Origin of the sequence: Sphingomonas astragali (assembly GCF_051400615.1) — a bacterium.
Lineage (GTDB): Bacteria > Pseudomonadota > Alphaproteobacteria > Sphingomonadales > Sphingomonadaceae > Sphingomonas.
Genome location: NZ_JBLFFH010000011.1, coordinates 1 through 855, shown reverse-complemented (window position 1 = coordinate 855; position 855 = coordinate 1). Strand labels below are relative to the sequence as shown.

Genomic DNA, 855 nt, shown 5'->3' with positions numbered 1-855 from the left:
CGCGAGCGTGGCCGAGTTCGACGGCGCCTATGCGGCGATCAACAGCTACCAGCAGGGAGCGTCGGGCGGCAGCTATATGGTGCAGGCGGGCGACACGCTGGCGGGGATCGCGGCGCAGCTGTGGGGCGATGCCAACCTGTGGTACAAGCTTGCCGCCGCGAACGGGCTGACCGGCGACGCGCCGCTGATCGAGGGCCAGGGCCTGACGGTGCCCGCGGGCGTGGTGCGCAGCTCGAACAGCGCCTCGACGTTCAAGCCCTATGAGGTCGGCGACGCCTATGGCGACACCTCGCCGACCACGCCGAAGCCGAAGGCCGCCAAGAAGAACAACAAATGCGGCGTGTTCGGACAGGTGCTGCTGGTCGCGGTCGCGGTGGCGGTATCGATCTGGGCGGCGCCGGCTGCCCCCAGCGTGTGGCAGGGCGCGATCGCGGGCGTCGCGGGCAGCGTCGCCAGCCAGGGGGTCGGGGTGGTCACCGGCATCCAGGACAAGTTCAGCCTCAAGGGCGTGGCGCTGGCGGGGATCAGCGGCGGGGTGGGTGCCGGGATCGGCAGTCTCGGGCTCGACAAGATCGGCGGCAGCGCGTTCCTGGGTGATGTCGCGCGGGGCGCGCTTGGCAACGCGGCGACGCAGGGCATCGCGGTGGCGACGGGGCTGCGGTCGAAGTTCGACTGGGCGGGGGTTGCGGTCGGCGGCGTGGTCGGCGGGGTGACCGGCGCGGTCGGGCGCGAGTTCGGGGTGCAGTCGTTCGCCGCGAACGCGTCGGCGGGCAACGTCGCCGGCGCCGCGCTCGCCGGCACCGCCGGCGCGCTCGCGGGCGCGGCGGCACGCAGCCTGATCAAGGGCACCGACTT

At 73.2% G+C, this 855-nt stretch carries 1 protein-coding gene; it reads left to right on the top strand.

Features of this window, described 5'->3' with window-relative positions:
- Window positions 1–855, top strand: an 855-nt coding sequence (locus tag ACMGER_RS18160; protein ID WP_436813588.1) for a LysM peptidoglycan-binding domain-containing protein, incomplete at both ends; no start/stop codon positions are given.